Origin of the sequence: Sphingopyxis sp. (genome assembly GCF_036402335.1) — a bacterium.
In the GTDB taxonomy this organism is placed as follows: domain Bacteria; phylum Pseudomonadota; class Alphaproteobacteria; order Sphingomonadales; family Sphingomonadaceae; genus Sphingopyxis.
The window spans coordinates 1-6859 of sequence record NZ_DASWTD010000443.1; the positions used below are offsets into that span (position 1 = coordinate 1).

At 63.1% G+C, this 6859-nt stretch carries 7 protein-coding genes and 1 pseudogene; all 8 read left to right on the top strand.

Features of this window, described 5'->3' with window-relative positions:
- Positions 1 to 146 precede the first annotated feature (146 nt).
- A complete protein-coding gene (gene rpsL / locus VGD20_RS14220; protein ID WP_037515637.1) occupies positions 147 to 518 on the top strand; it encodes a 30S ribosomal protein S12 in 372 nt (123 codons plus the stop codon).
- Positions 519 to 591: 73 nt separating this feature from the next.
- Positions 592 to 1062, top strand: coding sequence for a 30S ribosomal protein S7 (gene rpsG / locus VGD20_RS14225; protein WP_058818022.1), 471 nt, complete (start codon positions 592 to 594; stop codon positions 1060 to 1062).
- Between the two features lie 111 nt (positions 1063 to 1173).
- Entirely contained in the window at positions 1174 to 3267 is a 2094-nt protein-coding gene (fusA, locus tag VGD20_RS14230; protein WP_331135076.1) for an elongation factor G, read from the top strand.
- Between the two features lie 118 nt (positions 3268 to 3385).
- Entirely contained in the window at positions 3386 to 4579 is a 1194-nt protein-coding gene (gene tuf, locus VGD20_RS14235; protein WP_331135077.1) for an elongation factor Tu, read from the top strand.
- A 148-nt stretch (positions 4580 to 4727) separates the two neighbouring features.
- Entirely contained in the window at positions 4728 to 5039 is a 312-nt protein-coding gene (rpsJ, locus tag VGD20_RS14240; RefSeq protein ID WP_011543089.1) for a 30S ribosomal protein S10, read from the top strand.
- Between the two features lie 299 nt (positions 5040 to 5338).
- Entirely contained in the window at positions 5339 to 6115 is a 777-nt protein-coding gene (gene rplC / locus VGD20_RS14245) for a 50S ribosomal protein L3 (RefSeq protein ID WP_037515835.1), read from the top strand.
- A gap of 2 nt (positions 6116 to 6117) precedes the next feature.
- Positions 6118 to 6744 (top strand): 50S ribosomal protein L4, encoded by a 627-nt coding sequence (rplD, locus tag VGD20_RS14250; protein ID WP_331135078.1) that lies wholly within the window; start codon positions 6118 to 6120, stop codon positions 6742 to 6744.
- Positions 6737 to 6859: pseudogene (locus VGD20_RS14255) on the top strand (50S ribosomal protein L23); the annotation flags it as partial. The gene rplD and the pseudogene VGD20_RS14255, both read left to right, overlap by 8 nt.

The window sequence follows — 6859 nt, forward strand, 5'->3', positions numbered from 1 at the left end:
AAGATCATATCGATCCGCCGGGGTCTTTTGCTGTTATCAGGCCGGCCGTTTTTCGCCATTTTTGGCGGGTCAGCGGCCGGAGCTTCATCCACCGCGGTACAGTAACCGTTCGCTTTGATGGGCGGACATTTAAAGGTGAAGCATTCATGCCCACGATCAACCAGCTGGTCCGCAAGGGCCGGACTCCCCAGAAGGTGAAGTCCAAGGTCCCTGCGATGGACGCAAACCCGCAAAAGCGCGGCGTTTGCACCCGTGTCTACACGACGACCCCGAAAAAGCCGAACTCGGCGCTCCGCAAGGTTGCGAAGGTCCGCCTGACCAACCAGCGCGAAGTCATCACCTATATCCCGGGCGAAGGCCACAACCTCCAGGAACACAGCGTTGTGCTGATCCGCGGCGGTCGTGTCCGCGATCTTCCCGGTGTGCGTTACCACGTCCTGCGCGGCGTGCTCGATACGCAGGGCGTGAAGGACCGCAAGCAGAGCCGTTCGAAATACGGCGCGAAGCGTCCGAAGTAAGGACCGCTTTTTCGGCTATCTGATCATCCCAGGCTGCCTCGGCGCCGGGATGCTGTTGTAAAAGGAATTACCTATGGCTCGTCGTCGTCGTCCCGAACGCCGCGAAATCCTGCCCGATCCCCGTTTCGGTGATACGGTGCTGTCGAAGTTCATGAACAGCGTCATGCTGGACGGGAAGAAGTCCGTCGCCGAAAGCATCGTTTACGGTGCGCTCGAATCGGTCGAAGCCCGCGCCAAGAAGGAACCGCTCGGCGTGTTCCACGAAGCGCTCGCGAACATCCGCCCGAACATCGAAGTCCGCAGCCGCCGCGTCGGCGGTGCGACCTACCAGGTTCCGGTCGAAGTCCGTCCGGACCGTGCGCAGGCGCTCGCGATCCGCTGGCTGATCACCGCCGCGCGCAACCGCAGCGAGACCACGATGGCGGCGCGCCTGTCGGGCGAACTGCTCGATGCGTCGAACAACCGTGGCAACGCGGTGAAGAAGCGCGAAGATACGCACCGCATGGCCGAAGCGAACCGCGCCTTCAGCCACTACCGCTGGTAAGCGCTGGCGGGACGCCCCCTCGACCCGGGGTGGCGCGTCTCGCAATCGTAACAATCGTTCCTATATCGGGGACGGCCCCAAAGGCCGTCCCCCACATCCAAGGAAAAGACCATGGCACGCAGCCATCCGCTCGATAAATATCGCAACTTTGGCATTATGGCGCACATCGACGCCGGCAAGACCACGACCACCGAGCGCATCCTTTACTACACCGGCAAGTCCTACAAGATCGGCGAAGTCCATGACGGCGCCGCGACGATGGACTGGATGGAACAGGAGCAGGAACGCGGCATCACGATCACGTCGGCGGCGACCACTTGCCTGTGGAAAGCCGACGAAGGTCAGGGCCCCGAGCATCGCCTGAACATCATCGACACCCCCGGACACGTCGACTTCACGATCGAGGTCGAACGTTCGCTGCGCGTGCTCGACGGCGCGATCACCGCGTTCGACGGCGTTGCCGGCGTCGAGCCGCAGTCGGAAACCGTGTGGCGCCAGGCGGACAAGTACAAGGTTCCGCGGATGTGTTTCATCAACAAGCTCGACCGCACCGGCGCCGATTTCTATTATTGCGTCCAGACGATCGTCGATCGCCTCGGCGCGACGCCGGCCGTGCTCTATCTGCCGATCGGCGCCGAAGGCGACTTCAAGGGTCTCGTCGACCTCGTCAACGAGCGTGCGATCATCTGGAAGGACGAAAGCCTCGGCGCCGAATTCTTCTATGAGGAAATCCCTGCTGACCTCGCCGACAAGGCGGCCGAATATCGTGAAAAGCTCGTCGAGCTCGCCGTCGAGCAGGACGACGATGCGATGGAAGCCTATCTCGAAGGCACCGTCCCCGACGTCGCCACGCTCAAGAAGCTGATCCGCAAGGGTACGCTGGCGCAGGCATTCGTTCCGGTCCTCTGCGGCTCGGCGTTCAAGAACAAGGGTGTGCAGACGCTGCTCGACGCCGTCGTCGATTACCTGCCTTCGCCGCTCGACATTCCTGACGTCCAGGGCATCAACCCGGCGAACGACCAGCCCGACTCGCGCGAGACCTCGGACTCGGCGCCGCTGTCGCTGCTCGCCTTCAAGATCATGAACGACCCGTTCGTCGGTTCGCTCACCTTCGCCCGCATCTATTCGGGGACGCTGAACAAGGGCACGTACCTGAACTCGGTGAAGGACAAGAAGGAAAAGGTCGGTCGCATGCTGCTGATGCATGCGAACAGCCGCGAAGACATCGAAGAAGCCTATGCGGGCGACATCGTTGCGCTCGCCGGCCTCAAGGAAACCACCACCGGGGACACGCTCTGCGCCACCAACGCGCCGATCATCCTCGAGCGGATGGAATTCCCCGAGCCGGTCATCGAGCTGTCGGTGGAACCGAAGACCAAGGCCGACCAGGAACGCATGGGCATCGCGCTCAACCGCCTGGCCGCCGAGGATCCCTCGTTCCGCGTGTCGACCGACCATGAATCGGGCCAGACGATCATCAAGGGCATGGGCGAGCTTCACCTCGACATCCTCGTCGATCGCATGAAGCGCGAGTTCAAGGTCGAAGCGAACGTCGGCGCGCCGCAGGTGGCGTACCGCGAATCGCTCGCGAAGGCTGTCGACGTCGACTATACCCACAAGAAGCAGTCGGGCGGCTCGGGCCAGTTCGGCCGCGTCAAGGTCAGCGTCGCTCCCGGCGAACGCGGCGCAGGCATCACCTTCATCGACGAGATCAAGGGCGGCAACATTCCGCGCGAATATATCCCGTCGGTCGAAAAGGGCATGCGCGAGTCGGCCGAAAACGGTCACATGATCGGCTTCCCGATCATCGACTTCGAAATCAAGCTCACCGACGGCGCGTACCACGACGTCGACTCGTCGGCGCTGGCGTTCGAAATCGCGGGCCGTGCAGCAATGCGCGAAGTGGCGGCCAAGGCCGGCATCAAGCTGCTCGAGCCGGTGATGAAGGTCGAGGTCGTTACCCCCGAGGAATTCATGGGTGACGTGATCGGCGATCTCAACAGCCGCCGCGGGCAGATCCAGGGCACCGACAGCCGGGGCATCGCCCAGGTCGTCGAGGCGATCGTCCCGCTGGCGAACATGTTCGGCTATGTGAACCAGCTACGCAGCTTCAGCCAGGGCCGCGCCAGCTACTCGATGCAATTCTCGCATTATGAGGAAGTGCCGACCAACGTCGCCGAAGAAGTGAAGGCCAAGATGGCCTGACGGGTCAAAGTCGCGCGGGCTTGCACCGCGCGGCAAGACCCTCTAAGGGCGGCGCCTGATTCAGCAGGCGCGTCCAGGACTGATCAACGCAAACATCGAACAAGAAGGTTGTTACATCATGGCCAAGGCTAAATTTGAGCGGACGAAGCCGCACTGCAACATCGGCACCATCGGTCACGTCGACCATGGCAAGACCTCGCTGACCGCAGCGATCACCAAGGTGCTCGCCGAAAACGTCGCCGGCAACGCCGCCGTCGACTTCGCGAACATCGACAAGGCTCCCGAAGAGCGCGAGCGCGGTATCACCATTTCGACCGCGCACGTCGAATATGAAACCGATGGCCGCCACTATGCGCACGTCGACTGCCCGGGCCACGCCGACTATGTGAAGAACATGATCACCGGTGCCGCCCAGATGGACGGCGCGATCCTCGTCGTATCGGCCGCTGACGGCCCGATGCCGCAGACCAAGGAGCACATCCTTCTCGCGAAGCAGGTCGGCGTTCCGACCATGGTCGTGTTCCTCAACAAGGTCGACCAGCTCGACGATCCCGAACTGCTCGAACTCGTCGAGCTCGAAATCCGCGAAGAACTGTCGAAGCGCGACTTTGACGGCGACAATATCCCGATCATCCCGGGTTCGGCGCTCGCCGCCCTCGAAGGTCGCGACGACAACATCGGCAAGGACGCGATCCTGAAGCTGATGGCTGCCGTCGACGCGTGGATCCCGCAGCCGGAACGTCCGCTCGACAAGCCCTTCTTGATGCCGATCGAAGACGTGTTCTCGATCTCGGGTCGCGGTACCGTCGTCACCGGCCGTATCGAAACCGGCGTCGTCAAGGTGGGTGAAGAAGTCGAAATCGTCGGCATCAAGGACACCAAGAAGACCGTCGTGACCGGCGTCGAAATGTTCCGCAAGCTGCTCGACCAGGGCCAGGCTGGCGACAACGTCGGTGCGCTGATCCGCGGCGTCGGCCGTGAAGAAGTCGAGCGTGGCCAGGTTCTCTGCAAGCCCGGCTCGATCAAGCCGCACACCGAGTTCACCTCGGAAGTGTACGTCCTGTCGAAGGACGAAGGCGGCCGTCACACGCCGTTCTTCGCGAACTATCGTCCGCAGTTCTACTTCCGCACCACGGACGTCACCGGCGAGGTCATCCTCCCCGAGGGCACCGAAATGGTCATGCCGGGCGACAACGTCCAGCTGTCGGTCAAGCTGATCGCCCCGATCGCCATGGACCCGGGTCTGCGCTTCGCAATTCGCGAAGGCGGCCGCACGGTCGGCGCAGGGGTTGTGGCAACCGTCACAAAGTAATATAGGGCCGCGAGCCGCCTGATTCGGAAGCGATTCGGGCGGCTCGCAGCTTTAAGAATTTTGATGGCCGGTCCGGCTTCCATGCGGAAGTCGGAGCAGGCCATTTCGGCTCTTTCGCATCGTCAGACGGGATTCGACTGGAACAGTCATGGAAACGCAGAATATTCGCATTCGCCTGAAGGCCTTTGATCACCGCGTGCTCGATCAGGCCACCACCGACATCGCCGACACGGCGCGTCGTACCGGAGCGCTTATTCGCGGCCCGATCCCGCTGCCTACGCGCATCGAGAAATTCACCGTGAACCGCGGCCCGCACATCGACAAAAAGTCGCGCGAGCAGTTCGAGGTGCGTACCCACAAGCGGCTGCTCGACATCGTGCAGCCCACCCCGCAGACGGTCGACGCGCTGATGAAGCTCGACCTCGCCGCGGGCGTGAACGTCGAAATCAAGTTGGCGTAAGCCAACGCAGCCCCGGCGAAAGCCGGGGTCTCTATCGGCAGGACACTTCGGTGGCTGCATTGTCCGGAGCGATCCGGACCGACGATAGGGTGGATACCGCCGGACCTCTTCCTTGCGAAGAAACATGGTCCGGGCTGCGTCCCCCGTCTCGCCGCTCTCCCACGGGAAGGTGGCACCTCAGCCCGGACGGGGCGATGCATCGAAATTTCGGGCTGGGAGGGTTCCATCGGGGCAATGCCTTGGTGGGTCCCGCAAGCCGTGCGGAATGGTCCGCCCGGCCTCTGTTGAGGAGTATGATCATGCGGACTGGCGTGATCGCGAAGAAAATGGGGATGACCCGCCTGTTTCAGGACGACGGCCGCCACGTGCCCGTCACCGTCCTGAGCCTCGAAGGCTGCCAGGTCATTTCCGTGCGCGAACAAGAACGTGACGGCTATGTGGCCGTTCAGCTCGGTGCCGGCTCGGCGAAGGCGAAGAATGTTGCGAAGCCGCAGCGTGGCGCTTTCGGCAAGGCCGAAGTCGAACCCAAGGCGAAGGTCGTCGAATTCCGCGTCGCCGACGACGCGACGCTCGACGTCGGCGCCGAACTGTCGGCCGACCATTTCGTCGCCGGCCAGATCGTCGACATCCAGGGCGTGACCCAGGGCAAGGGCTTTGCCGGTGCGATGAAGCGCTGGGGTTTCGGCGGTATGCGCGCGACCCACGGTGTTTCGATCAGCCACCGTGCGCATGGTTCGACCGGTAACCGCCAGGACCCGGGCCGCGTCTTCAAGAACAAGAAGATGGCCGGCCACATGGGCGCGCGCAATCGCACCCAGCAGAATCTCGAAATCGTCCGCACCGACGTCGAGCGCGGCCTTCTCTTCGTCAAGGGCTCGGTCCCTGGCTCGAAGGGCGGCTGGCTGATGGTCCGCGATGCGGTCAAGCTGCCGCGCCACCCCGAAGCCCCCTATCCGGCGGGCATCAAGAGCGCGGCGAACGCCAATCAAGAAGCCCCGGCGGATGCGCCTGTGGAAACCCCGGTTGAAGAAACCGTGGTCGACACTGCCACCACCGACGGCGCACAGGAGTCCTGATCATGAAGGTCAAGGTTCAGACCCTCGACGGTAAAGCCGGCACCGACATCGATCTCAACGACGACGTCTTCGGTGTCGACGCCCGCGCAGACATCCTGCACCGCGTCGTCGCATGGCAGCTCGAAAAGCGCCGTGGTCCGGCTCGTGCCGCCCGCGAACGCAGCGATGTGTCGCGCACCGGCAAGAAGTTCGGTCGCCAGAAGGGCGGCGGTACCGCGCGTCACGGCGATCGCAAGGCGCCGATCTTCATCGGCGGTGGCAAGGCGCATGGTCCCCGTGCACGCACCTTCGGCCACTCGCTGAACAAGAAGATCCGCACCCTCGGCCTGAAGATGGCGCTGAGCGACAAGGCGAAGGGCGGCAAGCTCGTCGTCATCGACACGCTCGAGCTCAAGGACGCGAAGACCAAGGCGCTCGCCGGCAAGCTCGGCAAGCTCGAACTCGGCAATCGCGCGCTCTTCATCGATGGTGACGCGGTGCACGAAAGCTTCGCGCTGGCTTCGGCCAACCTCATCGGTGTCGACTCGCTGCCCGCCATCGGCGCCAACGTCTATGACATCATCCGTGCCGACACGCTGGTCCTGACCCGCGCGGCGGTCGAAAAGCTGGAGGCCCGCTGCAATGGCTAAGGCAAAAACCATCGACGCGCGTCACTACGACGTGATCCTCGCTCCGGTGATCACCGAAAAGTCGACGCTGCTCAGCGAAAATGACGCGGTGGTGTTCAAGGTCGCGAACGACGCG